At 64.7% G+C, this 16,894-nt stretch carries 15 protein-coding genes and 1 pseudogene; 9 read left to right on the top strand and 7 right to left on the bottom strand.

Translation table 11 applies throughout. From position 1 onward, the window contains the following. Window positions 1-6 precede the first annotated feature (6 nt). From otnC to ltnD, 3 genes are read right to left on the bottom strand one after another with little or no spacing between them, the layout of a single operon-like run. Entirely contained in the window at window positions 7-654 is a 648-nt protein-coding gene (gene otnC / locus HALZIN_RS0101435; RefSeq protein ID WP_031382476.1) for a 3-oxo-tetronate 4-phosphate decarboxylase, read from the bottom strand. Continuing rightward, the gene (gene otnK / locus HALZIN_RS0101430; protein WP_031382475.1) at window positions 651-1,994 is read right to left on the bottom strand and encodes a 3-oxo-tetronate kinase; all 1,344 of its coding nucleotides are present in this window, start codon (window positions 1,992-1,994) and stop codon (window positions 651-653) included. The genes otnC and otnK overlap by 4 nt, the downstream gene beginning before the upstream one ends. Continuing rightward, window positions 1,991-2,926 carry an L-threonate dehydrogenase gene (gene ltnD / locus HALZIN_RS0101425; protein ID WP_031382474.1) on the bottom strand — a complete coding sequence of 312 codons (936 nt, stop codon included), beginning with the start codon at window positions 2,924-2,926 and terminating at the stop codon, window positions 1,991-1,993. The genes otnK and ltnD overlap by 4 nt, the downstream gene beginning before the upstream one ends. Window positions 2,927-3,037: 111 nt before the next feature. Between ltnD and HALZIN_RS0101420 the strand changes: the two genes are divergently transcribed. The 4 genes from HALZIN_RS0101420 (at window position 3,038) to gnd (ending at window position 9,937) form a co-directional block, all read left to right on the top strand. After that, on the top strand, window positions 3,038-4,072 hold the full coding sequence (locus HALZIN_RS0101420; RefSeq protein WP_031382473.1) for a LacI family DNA-binding transcriptional regulator: 1,035 nt from the start codon (window positions 3,038-3,040) through the stop codon (window positions 4,070-4,072). A 395-nt stretch (window positions 4,073-4,467) separates the two neighbouring features. Further along, the gene (locus tag HALZIN_RS0101415; RefSeq protein WP_031382472.1) at window positions 4,468-7,398 is read left to right on the top strand and encodes a ribonucleoside-diphosphate reductase subunit alpha; all 2,931 of its coding nucleotides are present in this window, start codon (window positions 4,468-4,470) and stop codon (window positions 7,396-7,398) included. A 176-nt stretch (window positions 7,399-7,574) separates the two neighbouring features. Continuing rightward, window positions 7,575-8,819: a ribonucleotide-diphosphate reductase subunit beta gene (locus HALZIN_RS0101410; RefSeq protein ID WP_031382471.1), complete on the top strand. Its 1,245-nt coding sequence runs from the start codon at window positions 7,575-7,577 to the stop codon at window positions 8,817-8,819. A 140-nt stretch (window positions 8,820-8,959) separates the two neighbouring features. Then, window positions 8,960-9,937, top strand: a complete 978-nt coding sequence (gene gnd, locus HALZIN_RS0101405; RefSeq protein ID WP_031382470.1) for a phosphogluconate dehydrogenase (NAD(+)-dependent, decarboxylating) — start codon at window positions 8,960-8,962, stop codon at window positions 9,935-9,937. Between the two features lie 62 nt (window positions 9,938-9,999). Here gnd and HALZIN_RS18650 read toward each other — a convergent pair whose 3' ends face one another. Then, on the bottom strand, window positions 10,000-10,329 hold the full coding sequence (locus tag HALZIN_RS18650; protein ID WP_422723628.1) for a hypothetical protein: 330 nt from the start codon (window positions 10,327-10,329) through the stop codon (window positions 10,000-10,002). Here HALZIN_RS18650 and HALZIN_RS18645 point away from each other — a divergent pair. The 3 genes and pseudogenes from HALZIN_RS18645 to HALZIN_RS18125 all read left to right on the top strand — a co-directional run. Then, window positions 10,319-10,414 (top strand): annotated as a pseudogene (locus tag HALZIN_RS18645) (hypothetical protein); the annotation flags it as partial. The gene HALZIN_RS18650 and the pseudogene HALZIN_RS18645 sit on opposite strands and share 11 nt — an antisense overlap. A 178-nt stretch (window positions 10,415-10,592) precedes the next feature. Further along, the gene (locus HALZIN_RS18265; RefSeq protein WP_051907317.1) at window positions 10,593-10,919 is read left to right on the top strand and encodes an MDR/zinc-dependent alcohol dehydrogenase-like family protein; all 327 of its coding nucleotides are present in this window, start codon (window positions 10,593-10,595) and stop codon (window positions 10,917-10,919) included. A gap of 131 nt (window positions 10,920-11,050) precedes the next feature. Then, entirely contained in the window at window positions 11,051-11,200 is a 150-nt protein-coding gene (locus HALZIN_RS18125; RefSeq protein ID WP_201448160.1) for a hypothetical protein, read from the top strand. A gap of 22 nt (window positions 11,201-11,222) precedes the next feature. Here the strand turns inward: HALZIN_RS18125 and HALZIN_RS0101390 are convergent, their stop codons facing one another. From HALZIN_RS0101390 to HALZIN_RS0101380, 3 genes are all read right to left on the bottom strand, one after another. Then, window positions 11,223-11,756, bottom strand: coding sequence for a hypothetical protein (locus HALZIN_RS0101390; RefSeq protein WP_031382469.1), 534 nt, complete (start codon window positions 11,754-11,756; stop codon window positions 11,223-11,225). Between the two features lie 38 nt (window positions 11,757-11,794). Then, window positions 11,795-12,331 carry a retropepsin-like aspartic protease family protein gene (locus HALZIN_RS0101385; protein ID WP_031382468.1) on the bottom strand — a complete coding sequence of 179 codons (537 nt, stop codon included), beginning with the start codon at window positions 12,329-12,331 and terminating at the stop codon, window positions 11,795-11,797. A gap of 114 nt (window positions 12,332-12,445) precedes the next feature. After that, window positions 12,446-14,680, bottom strand: coding sequence for an NADP-dependent isocitrate dehydrogenase (locus HALZIN_RS0101380; RefSeq protein ID WP_031382467.1), 2,235 nt, complete (start codon window positions 14,678-14,680; stop codon window positions 12,446-12,448). A 575-nt stretch (window positions 14,681-15,255) separates the two neighbouring features. Here HALZIN_RS0101380 and HALZIN_RS0101375 point away from each other — a divergent pair. Together HALZIN_RS0101375 and HALZIN_RS0101370 are read left to right on the top strand one after the other, a co-directional pair. Then, window positions 15,256-16,167: an MBL fold metallo-hydrolase gene (locus HALZIN_RS0101375; RefSeq protein WP_031382466.1), complete on the top strand. Its 912-nt coding sequence runs from the start codon at window positions 15,256-15,258 to the stop codon at window positions 16,165-16,167. Window positions 16,168-16,187: 20 nt separating this feature from the next. Then, window positions 16,188-16,628 carry a protein tyrosine phosphatase family protein gene (locus tag HALZIN_RS0101370; protein ID WP_031382465.1) on the top strand — a complete coding sequence of 147 codons (441 nt, stop codon included), beginning with the start codon at window positions 16,188-16,190 and terminating at the stop codon, window positions 16,626-16,628. The last annotated feature ends 266 nt before the right edge of the window (window positions 16,629-16,894 follow it).

Below are 16,894 nucleotides of genomic sequence, written 5' to 3'. Positions count from 1 at the left end.
GCCGATTCAATCGCGCGGAAAGCGCGCTTCGAGCTCGGCGACCTGCTCGGGCGTCAGGCAGCGCGGGTTCTCGCCGCGCAGCAGCAGAAACAGCCTGGCGGTTTCCTCGAGCTCCTCGGTGGCGTAGACCGCCGCTTCCAGCGACTTGCCCGCCACCACCGGGCCGTGGTTGGCCAGCAGCACCGCGCTGTGCCGGCCGGCCAGGCCTTTCACCGCGTCGCCCAGCGCGGTATCGCCGGGCAGGTGGTACGGCACCAGCGGCAGCCGGCCGACGCGCATCACGTAGTAGGCGGTGAGCGGCGGAATGCAGTCGTGGGTGTCGATGTCCGGCAGACAGGACACCGCCACCGAATGGGTCGAGTGCAGGTGCACGATGGCCTGCGACCGGGGGCGCTCGGCGTACATCGCCATGTGCAGGAAGCTTTCCTTGGTGGGCTTGTCGCCGCCGAGTAGCCCCCCGTCGCGGTCGAGCCGCGAGATGCGCGCCGGGTCGAGCCGCCCCAGGCAGGCGTTGGTCGGCGTCATCAGCCAGCCGCCGTCATCGAGGCGCACGCTGATATTGCCGCTGGAGCCCATGGTCAGGCCGCGGTCGAACAGCGACTTGCCATGGGTGACGATCTGTTCGCGCAGGCGGTTGTCGGCGTGGCGGCTCATGACGTCGCTCCCGGGCCGAGGACCGCGAAGGCCCGGGTGAAAAAGTCGACCCCACCGAAGTTGCCGGACTTGAGCGCCAGCGACAGCGGCGCCTCTCGCCCGGCCACTTGAGTCTGCGTCCACGGCACGCCGGGGTCGATCTGCCCGCCGAGGCGCAGCTCGCTCACCCCCAGCGCCGACACCACCGCACCGGCGGTCTCGCCGCCGGCCACCACCAGCCGGCCGACACCGGCGCCGACCAGTTCGCGGGCCAGCCGGGCCATGGCGCGTTCGACCAGCTCGCCGGCCTGCGCCGCACCCAAACGCTGCTGGGCCTGCTCGACCCGCTCGGGCGGTGCCGAGGCATGGATCAGCACCGGCGTCATCTCGCTCAGGCGTTGGCGGGCAAATACCAGCGCTCCCTCGATCTGGGCATCGCCCTCGGCCAGGGCCAGCGGATCCAGCGCAAAGCCCTCATACGTGCGCAGAAAATGCTCGACCTGGCCCAGCGTGGCCCGCGAACAGCTTCCCGACAGCACCAGGGCCGCGCCACTCGGCGTCGCCAGTTGGCCGGCATTGGCGACCGGCGCCAGCCAGCCGCGCTGGCGATAGACCCCGGGCAGGGCCTGGCCCAGCCCCGACCCGCCGGTGACCAAGGGCAGGTCGGCCAGCGTCTCGGCGAGGACGCTCAGGTCGTTGTCATCGAGGGTGTCGCAGATCACATGACGAATGCCCTCATGCTGCAGCTCGGCCAGGCGCGCCTGGGCGGCCTCGGTGCCCTGGGCCAGGGTGGCATGGGCGAGCAAACCGACCGGATGCGGTGTCTGCCGGGCCAGCACGCGCACCAGGTCGGCGTCCTGCATGGGGTTCAAGGGGTGATGCTGCATGCCGCTGTCGTTGAGCAGTCGATCACCGACGAACAGATGGCCCTGGTAGACGGTGCGTCCGTTGACCGGAAACGCCGGCACCATCACCGTCTGCTCGCCTTGCACGCGCTCTTGCTGGGTCGCCCAAAGACGCTCTTGTTGGATCGCCCGAAGACGCTCAAGCAGGGCATCGGCGACCGGGCCGATATTGCCGCGCGGCGTGGAGTCGAACGTCGAGCAGTACTTGAAGTAGAACTGGCGTGCACCCTGCGCCTGCAGCCAGGCAAGTGCCGCCAGCGAATCGTTCACGGCCTGTTCCACGGGGCAGGAGCGCGATTTGAGCGCCACCACCACGGCGTCGACGTCGACGACGTCGAGCGCGTGATCGGGAACGCCGATGGTCTGGATGCAGCGCATGCCGGCTCGGACTAGATTATTGGCCAGATCGGTGGCGCCGGTGAAATCGTCGGCAATGGCGCCGAGAACGAGGCTCATGTGCCGCCCTCCGCATCGTTGGCGGCGGGCAGCGTGATTCCGGACAGGCGCTGGTAGACCTTGACGACGGCCGAGTCGTCCTCGCGCCCGAACCCGGCACCACTGGCAGCGGTGAACTGCTGCAGGGCGCTGGATGCCACCGGCATGCAGAAGGCCAGCTCGCGCCCGGCCTGGTGCACGATATTGAGATCCTTGACGAAGATATCCACGGTTGAAAGCGGCGTGTAATCGCCCTTGAGGATGTGCGGCACGCGATTCTCGAACATCCAGGAGTTGCCCGCCGAATGTGTGATCACATCAAAGAGCGTGTCGGGGTCGATTCCCATGCGAATGCCTAGCGCCATGGCCTCGGCAGCGGCGGCGATATGCACCCCAGCCAGAAGTTGATTGACCAGCTTGACGCTGGAGCCCGCGCCTGGGAAACCGCCCAGGCGGTAGACTGTCTCCGCCATGGCGTCGAGGACCGGCTTGGCCTTGGCGTAGGCCGCCTCGCGCCCCGAGGCCATCACCGACAGCCGCCCCTGACGCGCCTTGACCGCCCCGCCACTGATCGGAGCATCAAGCATCAGCAAGCCGACGGCGTCGAGCCGTTCGCCAAGCGCCTTGGCATAGCTTGGCGCCACCGTGGCGCACTGCATTACCACGCTGCCCGAAGCCAGCCGATTCACCACACCTGTTTCGCCGAACAGCACCGACTCGACCTGCTCCGCGTTGACTACGATCACCAACACGACGCTACAACGCCTCGCCAGCTCGGCCGGCGTGTCCACGCTGGTACCGCCTCGGGACTCGAAGGCCTCCCGGGCGACATCGCTGATATCGCAGCCGATCACCGCCAGCCCGGCCTCGAGCAGGGCCGTGGCCGTGCCCAGCCCCATGGCCCCCAGGCCGATGACTCCTACTGTTTCGGCGTGCGACGCGCGCTCAACCATCTGGCGGTCTCCCCTATTGTCATATTGTGATGGGATTTGAATGTTAGCGCTAACATCTGGTTTAGATTACCCTCTCAGAACGCGCAAGCGTTGGAAATAGGAGCACGACCAATGTCTAATTCAGAATTGCCGGAGCGTCGCAAGCGACGTGGTGCCGACAATCCCACCCTGGCCGATGTCGCCCGCGAATCGGGGGTCTCCACGATCACCGTCTCGCGCGTGCTCAACTCTCCCGTCAGCGTGCGCCAGGCCACCCGCGAGCGCGTCGAGGCCGCCATCGAACGGGTCGGCTACGTGCGCAACATGCTCGCCGGCAGCCTGGCCTCGGCTAATTCACGCTTCATTGCGGTAATCGTACCGTCGCTGTCCAACGTGGTGTTCATCGAGGTCATCCATGGCCTGCAGACCACCTTCGAGAAGCATGGCTACCAGATCCTGCTCGGCAATACCGAGTACGACATGCGCCGTGAGCACGAACTGGTACAGACCTTTCTCGGCTGGTCCTCATCCGCCTTGGTGATTACCGGGCTACGCCACGATGAAGCCTGCACTGCCATGCTCAGGCGCTGGCAGAAGCCGGTCATGGAGATCATGGAACTCGGTCAGGGTATCGACCTCAACATCGGCCTGTCGCACTACGATGCCGGGCGCTGCATGGCGCAGCATCTGCTCGACCGAGGGTATCGGCGTATCGTGTATGCCGGTGCGCAGATGGAAGGCAACTATCGCGCCCGACTGCGCTACGACGGCCATCGCGATCTGCTGCAGCAGTACGGCCTGGAAGCGCCATTGGAGGAATGGCCGGACGTCAGCGCGCTGGAAATTGGCGCCAAGGCGTTGCGCCACGTGATGGTTCAGCGGCCGGGAACCGAGGCCATTCACTTCGCCGACGATACCCTGGCCACCGGCGCCATTCTGGATGCCAACCGGACGGGTATTCGCGTACCCGACGACGTTGCTATTGCCGGTTTCACCGGGCTGCCCTTCGGCCAGCACATCACCCCCCGATTGACGACGATCGTGTCGCCGCGAGAGGCCATCGGCCGCATTGCCGCGGAGCAGGTCATCGCACGCATCAAGGGACAGGCCGTGAAACCATCGGTTTACGATGTCGGTTTCGAACTTTGCGTGGGAGAAAGCGCATAGCACGGCAACCGTTGCTCCCGCTCAAACGGCCATAGGATGGCACTCAGGCCTCCGCCACGAAGACGCTGACCCGATGTAGCAGCCGATGCTTCTTCGTCGACGCTCGAAAAAAATTCTTCAACGCCGTGAAACCCACAACCATGCGGCCTGACGAAAACAGCGTTGACCCCGCCGCAAAGAGTCACAAGTTACCCACAGGTTATTCACTTGCCGACAGTCAAAAGCCACATTATCTTGTGCTCTTACATGGCATGACCACAATATACTGTGACACCTGGCAATTCAGAAAAAACCCTGTCAATGGTCCTTAACGCGCTGAAACCGTCGCCTTTTTGGCCTCGAAGCACCCTGGACAGCGTTTTCATTTCACCATCTCACTAACGGAACCCGGCATCATGGAAACCACACTCGATCCCGGCAAGACGGCCCTGAACACGACTGCACCGAAACAGCTGCGCGTCATCAAGCGCGGCGGCGGCGTCGCCGCGTTCGACGCCAGCAAGATTTCCGTGGCCATGACCAAGGCCTTCATCGCGGTCGAGGGTGACAATGCCGGAACTTCGTCGCGGGTCCGCGACTTCGTCGCCGAGGCCACCGCGCAGATCGCCGAGGCCTTCCAGCGCCGCATGCCCGACGGCGGCACGCTGCACATCGAGGACATCCAGGACCAGGTCGAGCTGGCGCTGATGCGCGCCGGCGAGCAGAAGGTCGCGCGCGCCTACGTGCTCTATCGCGAGGAGCATGCCCGTGCTCGCCAGGCCAGCGGCGGCGATATCCAAAAGCCGCACCCGACGCTCAACGTCACCCTCGCCGACGGCAGCGTCCGTCCGCTCGACCTGGGCCGTGTCGAGACGCTGGTGAATGACGCCTGCGCCGAGCTCGACAACGTCGATGCCAAGAAGATCGTCGACGACTCGCTGAAGAATCTCTACGACGGCGTGTCGCTGGACGGCGTGGCCACCGCGCTGATGATGACCGCGCGCACGCTGGTCGAGAAGGAGCCCAACTACACCTACGTCACCGCGCGGCTATTGCAGGACAACCTGCGCCGCGAGGCGCTCTCGTTCCTGGGCATCGCCGAGGAGGCCACCTACCAGGAGATGGCCGAGTTCTACAAGCCGGCCTTCAAGGCCTACATCGCCAAGGGCATCGAGTTCGAACAGCTCGACCCGCAGCTTGCCGAGTTCGACCTCGAACGTCTCGGCGATGCGCTCGATCACGGCCGCGACAACCAGTTCACCTATCTCGGCCTGCAGACGCTCTACGATCGTTACTTCATCCATCGCGACGATGTGCGCTACGAACTGCCGCAGGTGATGTTCATGCGCGTCGCCATGGGCCTGGCGCTCAACGAGGACGACCGCGAAGCGCGCGCCATCGAGTTCTACGAGCTGCTGTCGAGCTTCGACTACATGGCCTCGACGCCGACGCTGTTCAACGCCGGCACCGTGCGCAGCCAGCTTTCCAGCTGCTACCTGACCACCGTGCCCGACCAGCTCGACGGCATCTACAGCGCGATCCGCGACAACGCCCTGCTCTCCAAGTGGGCCGGCGGGCTGGGCAACGACTGGACGCCGGTGCGCGCGCTGGGCTCCTACATCAAGGGCACCAACGGCAAGAGCCAGGGCGTGGTGCCGTTCCTCAAGGTGGTCAACGACACCGCCGTCGCCGTCAACCAGGGCGGCAAGCGCAAGGGCGCGGTGTGCGCCTATCTCGAGACCTGGCACCTGGACATCGAGGAGTTCATCGAGCTGCGCAAGAACACCGGCGACGACCGCCGCCGCACCCACGACATGAACACCGCCAACTGGGTGCCGGACCTGTTCATGAAGCGGGTGTTCGACGACCAGGAGTGGACGCTGTTCTCTCCCTCCACCTGCCCGGACCTGCACGACCTGTACGGCGCCGCCTTCGAGAAGCGCTACGCCGAGTACGAGGCGATGACCTACACCGGCCAACTCACGCTCTACAAGCGCGTCAAGGCCAAGGACCTGTGGCGCAAGATGCTGTCGATGCTGTTCGAGACCGGCCACCCGTGGGTCACCTTCAAGGATCCCTGCAACCTGCGCAGCCCGCAGCAGCACGCCGGCGTGGTCCACAGCTCCAACCTGTGCACCGAGATCACCCTGAACACCAGTGCCGACGAGATCGCGGTCTGCAACCTGGGCTCGATCAACCTTTCCCAGCACGTCGTCGACGGCGTGTTCGACGGCGACAAGCTCGGCAAGACCGTGCGCACCGCCGTGCGGATGCTCGATAACGTCATCGACATCAACTACTACGCGGTGCCGCAGGCCAGGAACTCCAACTTCAAGCATCGCCCGGTGGGGCTCGGCATCATGGGTTTCCAGGATGCGCTGTACAAGCAGGGCATCGCCTACGCCTCCGACGCCGCGGTGAGCTTCGCCGACACCTCCATGGAACTGGTCAGCTATCACGCCATCGAGGCCTCCTCGGATCTCGCCGCCGAGCGCGGCCAGTACCAGAGCTACGATGGCTCGTTGTGGAGTCAGGGCATCCTGCCCATCGACTCGATCGACAAGCTGAAACAGGAGCGCGGCGCCGACTACATCGAAGTCGACACCTCGACCACCCGGGACTGGGACCGTATCCGCGCCAAGCTCGCCAGCCAGGGCATGCGCAACTCCAACGTGATGGCGATCGCGCCCACCGCGACGATCTCCAACATCTGCGGCGTCTCGCAGTCGATCGAGCCGACCTATCAGAACCTGTTCGTCAAGTCGAACCTGTCCGGCGAGTTCACCGTGGTCAACGCCCACATGGTCAACGACCTCAAGGCGCGCGGCCTGTGGGACGAGGTGATGATCAACGACCTCAAGTACTACGACGGTTCGTTACAGCCCATCGACCGCGTGCCGGACGATCTCAAGGCGCGCTACGCCACCGCCTTCGAGGTCGAGCCCAAGTGGCTGGTGGATGCCGCCTCGCGTCGCCAGAAGTGGATCGACCAGGCCCAGTCGCTGAACCTGTACATCGCCGGGGTCTCGGGCAAGAAGCTCGACGTCACCTACCGCATGGCCTGGTATCGCGGCCTCAAGACCACCTACTACCTGCGCGCGCTGAGCGCCTCGGCGGTCGAGAAGTCCACCGTCGATCGCGGCCGACTCAACGCCGTGGGCAACGGCAGTGCCCCAACGCCCGAGCCGAGCGCCGCGCAGCCGGCCGCATCGGCCGCACCCACGGCCAGCGCCGGCACCCAGGAAGCGCGCGGTATCGACGACTTCCTCACCGGCAAGGGCGGCAGCGGCTCCCGCGCGCCCTCGGCCGGGGAGATCGACGAACTGGGCTGCGAGGCCTGCCAGTAACCCGGCCACGAGCTTCGGGCAGCGAGCCGCTCGTAGCTCGTAGCTCGTAGCTCGAAGCTCGTAGCTCGTAGCTCGTAGCTCGTAGCTCGTAGCTCGTAGCTCGTAGCTCGTAGCTCACACAGTCTAGCCACCGGCGTCATGCCCTGACGCCGCCAGCGAAAGAACAGGACAGCCATATGTTGAACTGGGACGAATTCCACGAAGACGACACGCCCGCCGCCGAACAGGCCAAGCCACAGCCGGCCGCGCCGAAGCCGGCTGCACCGAAGCCAGCCGTGCAGGACGCCGTCGCGGAGAGCGCCAGCCGCTATCAGGTCGGCGACAACGAGCGCCTGGCACGCGCCAGGCAATCGCTGGAAGAGCTCGACGTCGCCGCCGGCCTGGAAGAGCTCGAGATGGGCGCGGCGCGCATCGAGGTCGACGACAAGACGATGATCAACGCCCGCGCCGATCTCAACCAGCTGGTGCCCTTCAAGTACGACTGGGCCTGGCAGAAGTATCTCGACGGCTCCGCCAACCACTGGATGCCGCAAGAGATCAACATGAACGCCGACATCGCGCTGTGGAAGAGCACCGACGGCCTGACCGCCGACGAGCGGCGCATCGTCGAGCGCAGCCTGGGCTACTTCTCCACCGCCGATTCGCTGGTCGCCAACAACCTGGTGCTGGCGGTCTACCGGCTGATCACCAACCCCGAATGCCGCCAGTACCTGCTGCGCCAGGCCTTCGAGGAAGCGATCCACACCCACGCCTACCAGTACTGCGTGGAATCGCTGGGCATGGACGAAGGCGAAGTCTTCAACATGTACCGCGAAGTGCCCTCGGTCGCCGCCAAGGCCGCCTGGAGCCTCAAGCACACCCAGTCGCTGTCGCGCCCGGACTTCCAGACCGGCACCCCGGAGACCGACCAGGAGCTGCTGCGCAACCTGATCGCCTTCTATTGCGTCACCGAGGGCATCTTCTTCTACTGCGGCTTCAGCCAGATCCTGTCGATGGGCCGGCGCAACAAGATGACCGGCGTCGCCGAGCAGTTCCAGTACATCCTGCGCGACGAGTCGATGCACCTGAACTTCGGCGTCGACATGATCAACCAGATCAAGATCGAGAACCCCGACCTGTGGACGCCCGCGTTCCAGGACGAGGTCACCCAGATGATCCTCGAGGGCACCGAGCTGGAAGTCGCCTATGCCCGCGACACCATGCCCCGCGGCGTGCTGGGCATGAACGCGGCGATCATGGAGGAATACCTGCACTTCATCTGCAACCGCCGCCTGGCCCAGATCGGCCTGAAGGAGCAGTTCCCCGGCGCCAGCAATCCCTTCCCGTGGATGAGCGAGATCATAGACCTGCGCAAGGAGAAGAACTTCTTCGAGACCCGGGTCACCGAATACCAGGTCGGCGGTGCGCTGAGCTGGGATTAATCGCCCTTTATCGACGACGGAATGGGCCATGCCGACGCATGGCCCATTTTATTGCGCGGGCGTCGATCATGGTCAAAGCCACCGGCCGACGCTAGCCTTTAGTGCCACGAAAGCGCCACGAATCAGCAAAGGATCACAGCATGCAACTCGGCATCATCGGACTCGGCCGCATGGGCGGCAACATCGCCCGTCGCCTGATGGGCAAGGGCCACGAGATCGTCGCCTACGACCAGAACACTCAGGCCGTCGACGCCCTGACCCGGGATGGCGCCAGCGGCGCCAAGAGCCTGACCGAGCTGGTCGCCAACCTGGCCAAGCCACGTGCGGTATGGGTGATGCTGCCGGCCGGCGAGGCCACCGAGACGACGATCATGGCGCTTGCCGAGGTGATGGACGCAGACGACGTGATCATCGACGGCGGCAACAGCTTCTACAAGGACGACATCCGCCGCGCCCGGACCCTCAGGGAACAGGCCATCCACTACGTCGACGTCGGCACCTCCGGCGGCGTGTGGGGGCTCGAGCGCGGCTACTGCATGATGGTCGGCGCCGAGCGTGCGATCTTCGAGCGCCTCGATGCGCTGTTCGACAGCCTGGCCCCCGGTTACGGCACCATCGAGCGCACCCAGGGCCGCCATGCACCCGACGACCGGGCCGAACGCGGCTATATCCATGCCGGCCCGGTAGGCGCCGGGCACTTCGTCAAGATGGTCCACAACGGCATCGAGTACGGCCTGATGCAGGCCTATGCCGAAGGCTTCGACATCATGAAGACCAAGTCGTCGCCGGCGTTGCCCGAAGAGGAGCGCTTCGAGCTTGACCTGGCCGACATCGCCGAAGTCTGGCGGCGCGGCAGTGTGGTTTCTTCCTGGCTACTCGACCTGACCGCCCAGGCGCTGGCCGGCGATGACCGGCTCGACAACTTCACCGGCGCGGTCGCCGACAGTGGCGAAGGGCGCTGGACCATTGACGCCGCGGTCGAACAGGGCGTGCCTACCCCGGTGCTGGCCAATGCGCTGTTCTCGCGCTTCCGTTCACGCCAGGAAAACACCTACGCCGACCGGCTGCTCTCGGCGATGCGCTTCGGCTTCGGCGGGCATGTCGAGCCGCCGAAGTAGTCAGACGCTGCAGCTTCCCCGCTCCCTGTATCCGCACGCCCCGCCCAGAGAACGGGCTTCCTTCAATGCCCCAGCGACCGCCGCCAGCGTGCCTCCAGCGTATCAGGACCCGTAGGGCCAGACAGCGCCCGGGGTTCGTCGCGATACCACGCCCACATTTGATCGCCGTAACTGTAATGGCACCATTCGCTGGGCAGGTTGGCGAAGCCGGCATCGCACATGGCGTGCGCCGTCGGGCTGGGCCGCCGCTCTGCCAGGCACTGATCGCCACCACATGTGACGACTTCGCCGCGCGCCGGCTGACGCTCAACGTCTACGCCGACAATCACGTCGCGCAGGCGCTTTACCGCTCGCTGGGCTTTCCTGTTCGGCGCCGGCCGGGTGTTCGCCATCGACGGCCACCAGGATCGCCTGGACATGGCCCGCGAGCTCGGCGCCGAGACCATCGATTACGAACGCGAGGCGCCGGTGGAAACGCTCCAGCGGCTGACCGGGGGCATCGGTGCGGATCGCGCCATCGACGCGGTCGGGGTCGACGCCGAACACGCCCATCACGGTGAGGCGGCCGAGCGCAGCGATGTTGCGGAGCAGGAACGCGAGGCCGACGACACCGCGCCGCAGACCAACCCGTCCGGCGATACCTGGCATCCCGGCGATGCCCCCAGCCAAGGCACTGCAATGGGCGGTCGAGGGTCTCGCCAAGGCCGGCACGCTATCGATCATCGGCGTCTATCCGCCCGACTTCCGGCATTTCCCGATCGGCATGGCGATGAATCGCAGCCTGACGCTGCACATGGGCAATTGCCATCATCGCAACTACATTCCCAAGCTCATCGAACTGACCCTGGCCGGCAAGATCGACCCGGCCAGGATTCTTACCCAGCATGAGCCGATGCCCGACACGCTGAGCGCCTTCGAGGCCTTCGACCGCCGTGAGGAAGGCTGGATCAAGGTGGCGTTACAGCCACAGAGCGGTACCTGAAGCGCGCCGTCGACGATCATGACGCCCGGCTGCCGACACTGCCGACAGCCGGGTGCAGCGAGGTTGATTCCCGCCAAGGCAAGGCGTAGCGTACGCGTTGCCGACACAATACTTGATCAGGACACTCGGACATGACTCAGCGAAGAAGCGTCATCACCCGCGTCTACGTGCCCACCCATGTGCGCGATCTGCCCAACGGCGAACGCGTGACGATTCCCGGCCATTACCGCCAGCCGCGCGACGATCATGGCAGGCAGGCTTCCGGGTTCTCGCGCGATTGAGTCCGGCTAACCAACCGGGCGGCTAACGGCTCAGATCCACCTCGCGGGTCTGCCCCGCGCCGATCTTGACCTGCTTGAGGATCAGCGGGCTGCGCGACTTGCCGTCGGGCAACAGCACGCTGCCGGCGACGTAGAACACCCCCGCCGGGATGCCGCGGGCCACGAAGTAGCCATCGCCGTCGGTGCGCGCATAGTGGGTATATTCCCGGGCGCGCGGATCGGCCGGCTCGATGCGCTTGCCGGCCAGCGCCACATCGGCGGCTTCGGCGGAATACGCGGTCGCCGGGGCGATCGAGATCTGCTCGTTGGCGCCGACGAGGGTTCGCCCCTGAGCCGTGGTATAGCGCAGCCGGCCCTTGATCGTGGCGTTGCCGCGCTTTTCCAGCTTGGCGTAGGTGTCGGCCGGGAAGGCGACCTTGCGTTCGACGACCGCCGATCCGGGCGCCTGCTCGCTGCGGTCGATGATCTCGGGCGGCCGGCCGTCGCTGCCGGGCAGCATTCCCTGGCACCCCGCCAGCAAACTGCCCAGTAACACGACTGCTGTCCATTGGCGCATGACGTTCTCCCTTGTGTGAGCGATTCGCTGTATTTAGCTCATGATTCGTTGGCGGATTGTGGCGGGCTCAGGATCATCTGCGAGCCGCGTATACGAATCTCGAAACGGTTGAGAAAGCTCATTCCCAAAAGCGCCGTCTCACCGCCGATGCCGGGATTGATCGAGCCGCGCACGTCACCGGCGCGCAGGCCCCCCAGGGCAATCTCGTCGAGGGTGGTCAGATAGCCGCGAGCCTGGCCGTTGGCAGTCTCGAAGGTCACGCTCGCGCCCCGCTCGAGGCCCAGTCGCTCGGCCAGCGAGGCCGGCACCGACACCAGGCTGGCCCCGGTGTCGAGCAGAAACTCGACCGGTTCGCCGTTGATCCGCCCGGTGGCGACGAAATGCCCAGCGGCGTTGCGCTCGAGGGTCACCGGCTGCGCATCGCCCGGCGCTGAGGCCGTCAGCGCCGCATTCGGATTATGCTGCTCATCGAGCCGGCCCTGGAACCACCATCCCGCCAGACCCAGCACGATCACCCAGAACAATAACATCATGCCCAGGCCGGTACGCCGTAGCGCCTTGTCGTCGTCGCTCATGACACCTCGGCTGGCCGCTTTCAATCCCAAGCAAACGGAAATCGCCAGCCCCGGGGGAGCTGGCGATTTTCTTTATAAACGACGAGGCTAGCCGTCGCGCACAGTGTCATGCACTCAGTTCTTGACGATCTCCTCGAGCGCCTTGTTGAAGGTGGCGCTGGGACGCATCGCCTCGCGGGTCCGCTGATAATCGGGGTGGAAATAGCCCTGAATGTCCACCGGCTGGCCCTGGACCTGATTGAGCTCGTCGACGATGGTCTGCTCCTGGGCTTTCAGCACCTCGGTCAGCTTGCCGAACAGCGCCTTGAGTTCGCCGTCGTCGTCCTGCGCGGCCAGGGCCTGGGCCCAGTACAGCGCCAGGTAGAAGTGGCTGCCGCGGTTGTCGAGCTCGCCGGCCTTGCGCTTGGGCGACTTGTCGCTGTCGAGGAACGCCCCGTTGGCCTTGTCGAGGCTCTTCGCCAGCACCGTGGCGCGGGCGTTGTCGAAGGTCTTGCCGAGGTGCTCGAGCGAGGCCGCCAGGGCCAGGAATTCGCCCAGCGAATCCCAGCGCAGATGATTTTCCTCGAGGAACTGCTGGACGTGCTTGGGCGCCGAGCCGCCGGCGCCGGTCTCGAACAGCCCGCCGCCGTTCATCAACGGCACGATGGAGAGCATCTTGGCGCTGGTGCCGAGTTCCATGATCGGGAACAGGTCGGTCAGGTAGTCGCGCAGCACATTGCCGGTCACCGAGATGGTGTCCTCGCCCTTGCGGATGCGCTCGAGCGAGAAGCGCATGGCGTCTTCCGGCGCCATGATGCGGATATCCAGGCCGTCGGTATCGTGATCCTTCAGGTAACGCTCGACCTTGGTGATCAGCTGGGCGTCGTGGGCGCGCTGCGAATCCAGCCAGAACACCGCCGGCGCGCCGCTGTCGCGGGCCCGGGTGACCGCCAGCTTGACCCAGTCCTGGATCGGCGCGTCCTTGGTCTGGCACATCCGCCAGATGTCCTCGCGCTCGACCTCGTGCTCGAACAGCACCCGGCCATTGCCGTCGGTGACGCGCACGGTGCCGTCGGCGGGGATCTGGAAGGTCTTGTCGTGGGAGCCGTACTCCTCGGCCTTCTGCGCCATCAGGCCGACGTTGGGCACGCTGCCCATGGTGGTCGGGTCGAAGGCGCCGTGCTGCTTGCAATCCTCGATCACGATCTGATAGATGCCGGCGTAGCAACGGTCGGGAATCACCGCCTTGGCGTCGTGCAGCGCGTCGTCGGCGCCCCACATCTTGCCCGAATCGCGAATCATCGCCGGCATCGAGGCGTCGATGATCACATCAGAGGGCACGTGCAGGTTGGTGATGCCCTTGTGCGAGTTGACCATCGCCAGCGGCGGGCGCTCACTGTAGAGCGCCTCGATGTCGGACTTGATCTCTTCCTGCTTGTCGCCGGGCAGCGACTGGATCGCCGAGTACAGGTCGCCGATGCCGTTGTTGCGGTCGAAACCGGCCTTGTCCAGTGTATCGGCGTGCTTTTCCAGCACTTCGCCATAGAATTCGCTGACCACGATGCCGAACATGATCGGATCGGAGACCTTCATCATGGTCGCCTTGAGGTGCAGCGAGAACAGCACGTCGCGCTGCTTGGCGTCCTCGATCTCGGCTGCGATGAAGCGCCGCAGGCGGCGACTGCTCATCGCGGCGCCGTCGACCACTTCGCCCTCGAGCACCGCGAGCTTGTCCTTGAGCACCGTGAGGCCGCCGTCCTTGCCCACCAGCTCGATCCTGAGTTCGCCGGCACCGTCGATTACCGCGGACTTCTCGCTGCCGTAGAAGTCGCCCTCGCTCATGTGCGCGACGTGCGATTGCGAGTCGCTCGACCACTTGCCCATGCGGTGCGGGTACTTGCGCGCGTAGCCTTTCACCGATTGCGGCGCGCGGCGATCCGAGTTGCCTTCGCGCAGCACCGGATTGACGGCGCTGCCCTTGACCTTGTCGTAGCGCGCCTTGACCTGCTTCTCGTCGTCGCTGCCGGGCTCTTCCGGGTAATCCGGCAGCTTGTAGCCCTGCTGCTGCAGTTCCTTGATCGCCGCCTTGAGTTGCGGGGTCGAGGCGCTGATGTTGGGCAGCTTGATGATGTTGGCTTCCGGCGTCTTGGCCAGTTCGCCGAGCTCGGCGAGATGATCGCCGATGCGCTGCTCTTCGCTCAGGCAATCGGGAAACAGCGCGATGATGCGACCGGCCAGCGAAATGTCGCGGGTCTCCACCTCGATGCCGGCGGGATCGGTGAAGGCATCGATGATCGGCAGCAGCGAATGGGTCGCCAGCGCGGGGGCTTCGTCAGTAAGCGTATAGATGATCTTCGGCGTCTTGGGCATCTTGGCGTAAACCTCTCTGGTCACTGCGATTGCGAAAATCTGAAACGGTGGAGACTGGCCGAGACGGCCGCCAAGAGCCGGCACGCCTCGATGACATGAGGCCCGACATTCGTACGACGCTCCGACCTGTGAAAACGCATCCACCGTGCAGGGATGAATTCGGTTGCTGACTCCGATGCCCGTGTCGATCCTTCATGTGCCGATCGACGGTCAATGGCGCGGCACCGGCGCCCCAGCGGTCGCGTCGCAGTATACCAGTGCAGCGCCGGCTACGCATAAGCGAAGTGCCTGGCCGGCTAAATGCGCCAGTGCCTGGCCCTGTTCACCCGCGCGGCGGTTAGGTGACTTCCTTCAAGCCGTTGCCGCCCATTTCCCTTGGCTGATCGGCGCGCCGGCCTTTCTGGCTATCTTGTGGCGCAAGCAATCGTGGCAACACGTCATGCGTGTATCGTGACTGGTTAGGCGGGCGATCGGTAACTTCCATTGAAGGTTTGTGTCGTTTTGTCCAGCAGACTTTTTCTTATTCCTTTTTTAGCTATCCTAGTAACCAAGTACACGGAGCTAAAGAGGTTTTCATGCAAACCTTTCGACACTCACCTGGCAGGCCCGACGTGGCTGGCTTCTATGAACCGCGGACTTCAAGCGTGCAGTATGTGGTGAGCGACCCAGCGACCCGCCGCTGTGCGATCATCGACCCGGTTCTGGACTTCGATGGGAAGTCGGGGGCCACTGCAACGCACCATGCCGACGAGCTACTGGACTACGTGGCAGCTCAGCAATTGACGGTGGAGTGGATTCTCGACACCCATCCACATGCCGACCACTTCTCAGCGGCGCAGTACCTGAAAGAGAAAACCGGCGCGCCCACGGCCATTGGAAGCTATATCACGCAAGTTCAGGCGCTGTGGAAAGACCTTTATAACTGGCCTGACTTTCCGGCTGATGGCCGTCAGTGGGACCATCTGTTCAGTGAAGGTGACACCTTCAAGATCGGGGAGATCGAGAGCCGTGTGATGTTCTCGCCGGGGCACACCTTGGCCTCGATCACGTACGTGATCGGCAACGCCGCCTTCGTTCACGACACGTTGTTCCAGCCTGACGGCGGGACGGCCCGTACCGACTTTCCCGGTGGCAATGCCCACAGGCTGTGGGATTCCATCCAGGCGATTCTGGCGCTACCAGACGACACCCGGCTCTTTACAGGGCATGATTACAGGCCTGGCGGTCGCGAACCGGAGTGGGAAAGCACGGTACACAGCCAGCGCGAAACCAACATCCACCTCTGCGACGATCAGACCCTCGAAGACTATATGGCGATTCGCAACGAACGGGACGCCAGGTTACCCATGCCGGCGCTGGTCCTGCCGTCTCTACAGATCAACATTCGTGGTGGCGCCTTGCCGGAACCGGAAGACAACGGCCGGCGTTATCTCAAGATCCCGCTTGACGCGCTACCCGGCGCCGTCTGGGATGAAGCACGCAACTGAATGGAACGAAGCGAGGAAATATGGATATCAAACCACTTGATGATCAATTGAGCGTCACTGCGCAACCCCGACTCGATGAGCTTGAGCAACTCGCTGCCCAGGGGTTTGGCACGATCCTCTCCAACCGTCCACGGGGCGAAAGCGAAGACCAGCCGGATCCCGAGGCTCTGAAAGCCAAGGCGGAATCTTTGGGCATGGCCTGGCACGAGGTTCCGGTCAAACCGGGTGACTATTCCCAGGCTGATATCGACAGCTTCGCCCATGTCATGAATAGCTCCCCTGGCCCCGTTCTCGGCTTCTGCCGTTCGGGCAAGCGCGTTGCGCATCTTTGGGCCTTGTCACAGGCAGCGCATCGCCCCGTACCGGAGCTCATCGAGGCAGCCCAATCCGCCGGTTATGATCTGGCGCCCCTTCGCGAGCGTCTCGAGCAGCAGGCGGACCAGGCGAGCCCAGGGCGCTGACCGGCATGTCACGCCTCCTGCGTCGCCCCTTCGCCAAGGTGCCAGGTCAGGGGAGCCTGTCGGACTTGGCGCTCTGCGCATTGCGCAGCACGGTGTCGATGCGCTCAAGGAAGCCTTGCGCCTGCTGATGGACGCCCTGCAGGCGTACAGGATGCGGACGATTCGGGCGAGCCGAACGCCTGACAAGCGCAGCGAACTCGCCGAATAGCCTACCCATGCGGCTTGCCGACGCAATCAGGCGGCGAACGAACGCACCTTGAGTGCCT

It is taken from the genome of Halomonas zincidurans B6 (assembly GCF_000731955.1).
GTDB lineage: Bacteria > Pseudomonadota > Gammaproteobacteria > Pseudomonadales > Halomonadaceae > Modicisalibacter > Modicisalibacter zincidurans.
This window is presented reverse-complemented; position numbering and strand designations above follow the sequence as displayed.

What these genes read in the sequence shown, in the direction of transcription:
- otnC (WP_031382476.1), bottom strand. Translation starts at nt 654, where the DNA reads ATGAGCCGCCACGCCGACAACCGCCTGCGCGAACAGATCGTCACCCAT.
- otnK (WP_031382475.1), bottom strand. Translation starts at nt 1,994, where the DNA reads ATGAGCCTCGTTCTCGGCGCCATTGCCGACGATTTCACCGGCGCCACC.
- ltnD (WP_031382474.1), bottom strand. Translation starts at nt 2,926, where the DNA reads ATGGTTGAGCGCGCGTCGCACGCCGAAACAGTAGGAGTCATCGGCCTG.
- HALZIN_RS0101420 (WP_031382473.1), top strand. Translation starts at nt 3,038, where the DNA reads ATGTCTAATTCAGAATTGCCGGAGCGTCGCAAGCGACGTGGTGCCGAC.
- HALZIN_RS0101415 (WP_031382472.1), top strand. Translation starts at nt 4,468, where the DNA reads ATGGAAACCACACTCGATCCCGGCAAGACGGCCCTGAACACGACTGCA.
- HALZIN_RS0101410 (WP_031382471.1), top strand. Translation starts at nt 7,575, where the DNA reads ATGTTGAACTGGGACGAATTCCACGAAGACGACACGCCCGCCGCCGAA.
- gnd (WP_031382470.1), top strand. Translation starts at nt 8,960, where the DNA reads ATGCAACTCGGCATCATCGGACTCGGCCGCATGGGCGGCAACATCGCC.
- HALZIN_RS18650 (WP_422723628.1), bottom strand. Translation starts at nt 10,329, where the DNA reads ATGGCGAACACCCGGCCGGCGCCGAACAGGAAAGCCCAGCGAGCGGTA.
- HALZIN_RS18265 (WP_051907317.1), top strand. Translation starts at nt 10,593, where the DNA reads ATGCCCCCAGCCAAGGCACTGCAATGGGCGGTCGAGGGTCTCGCCAAG.
- HALZIN_RS18125 (WP_201448160.1), top strand. Translation starts at nt 11,051, where the DNA reads ATGACTCAGCGAAGAAGCGTCATCACCCGCGTCTACGTGCCCACCCAT.
- HALZIN_RS0101390 (WP_031382469.1), bottom strand. Translation starts at nt 11,756, where the DNA reads ATGCGCCAATGGACAGCAGTCGTGTTACTGGGCAGTTTGCTGGCGGGG.
- HALZIN_RS0101385 (WP_031382468.1), bottom strand. Translation starts at nt 12,331, where the DNA reads ATGAGCGACGACGACAAGGCGCTACGGCGTACCGGCCTGGGCATGATG.
- HALZIN_RS0101380 (WP_031382467.1), bottom strand. Translation starts at nt 14,680, where the DNA reads ATGCCCAAGACGCCGAAGATCATCTATACGCTTACTGACGAAGCCCCC.
- HALZIN_RS0101375 (WP_031382466.1), top strand. Translation starts at nt 15,256, where the DNA reads ATGCAAACCTTTCGACACTCACCTGGCAGGCCCGACGTGGCTGGCTTC.
- HALZIN_RS0101370 (WP_031382465.1), top strand. Translation starts at nt 16,188, where the DNA reads ATGGATATCAAACCACTTGATGATCAATTGAGCGTCACTGCGCAACCC.